Genomic DNA, 905 nt, shown 5'->3' with positions numbered 1-905 from the left:
CCCTGAGGCCGTTTTAGCGGTGCGTACAATGAGGCGTTATGGTAAATAATTGCTCGTGAAAACGTTATTAACATTTTTATCTTATGAGGTGATGTGAGTGAACGATAAATCAGGCTTTAGTTTTATGAAGATCGGTGCAGGTGCAAAAGTGACTGGTTTAAGAATGAAAAGGAATGTGATGGTTGTTGATGATCTGTCTCACGTAGAGAGCTTTGTTACTGTTGGTGAGCGAGGCGAAGTTATTAATCTCGATGCGGATGGGAACGAACTACACACACCAGACAGTTATCGTGAAAAGTTAAAAATAGAACGCGGTGAACTCCAGGCTTCCTTGGAGAAAGCCAAGGAGGAAATCAACTCAATAGATAACGATATAACTTCGCAAAAGATTAAGAACCAGTTGAGTGCTGCACTATCTCAACCAATGGATGCAGAAGGTGAGTGGAACACTAAGAGAATCCTACAAGGGGTTTTAGATTTATCTAAACAAGTGGGCTGTGGTGTACTCACGGCTGCGATCACGCATTATCTTGGAGTTAGTTAATAAACTACCTATGCCCCCATGGTGGGTATACAAAAACCATGGGGAGCGGAGCGACCTTCGTCTAGCTCTTTTCTTGTGTGTCTCATCTTGCAACGGATTCGATTTGTGTGGGGTTAGTGTCAGACTTCTTGGGGTCAGTTTGGATATAGAGAATTATTGTACGGTAAGCCTGTGTTTTGAACAGGCTTACCTCTCGCAATGATGTACTCCCGCGCTATACGCCGTTTCCCGTGAATTTTCCTTAATCGGATAACCTAAATGCGATACAGAAAGAGCGGTGACTTAAAAGCGATCGTAGCTGAGGCAAAATCAATCCCTTACGCATCAATATTGGTTAAATAATGCGCTTAACGTACAAAAG

The 905-nt window shown here is 42.8% G+C and carries 1 protein-coding gene; it reads left to right on the top strand.

Features of this window, described 5'->3' with window-relative positions; translation table 11 throughout:
* The first annotated feature begins 97 nt into the window (after positions 1–97).
* Positions 98–544, top strand: coding sequence for a hypothetical protein (locus HMPREF3140_RS10785; protein WP_125450400.1), 447 nt, complete (start codon positions 98–100; stop codon positions 542–544).
* The last annotated feature ends 361 nt before the right edge of the window (positions 545–905 follow it).

It is taken from the genome of Klebsiella sp. HMSC16A12 (genome assembly GCF_001808265.1).
In the GTDB taxonomy this organism is placed as follows: domain Bacteria; phylum Pseudomonadota; class Gammaproteobacteria; order Enterobacterales; family Enterobacteriaceae; genus Klebsiella; species Klebsiella pneumoniae.
Note: the sequence above shows the minus strand (reverse complement) of the source record. Positions and strands in the feature narration are given on the sequence as shown.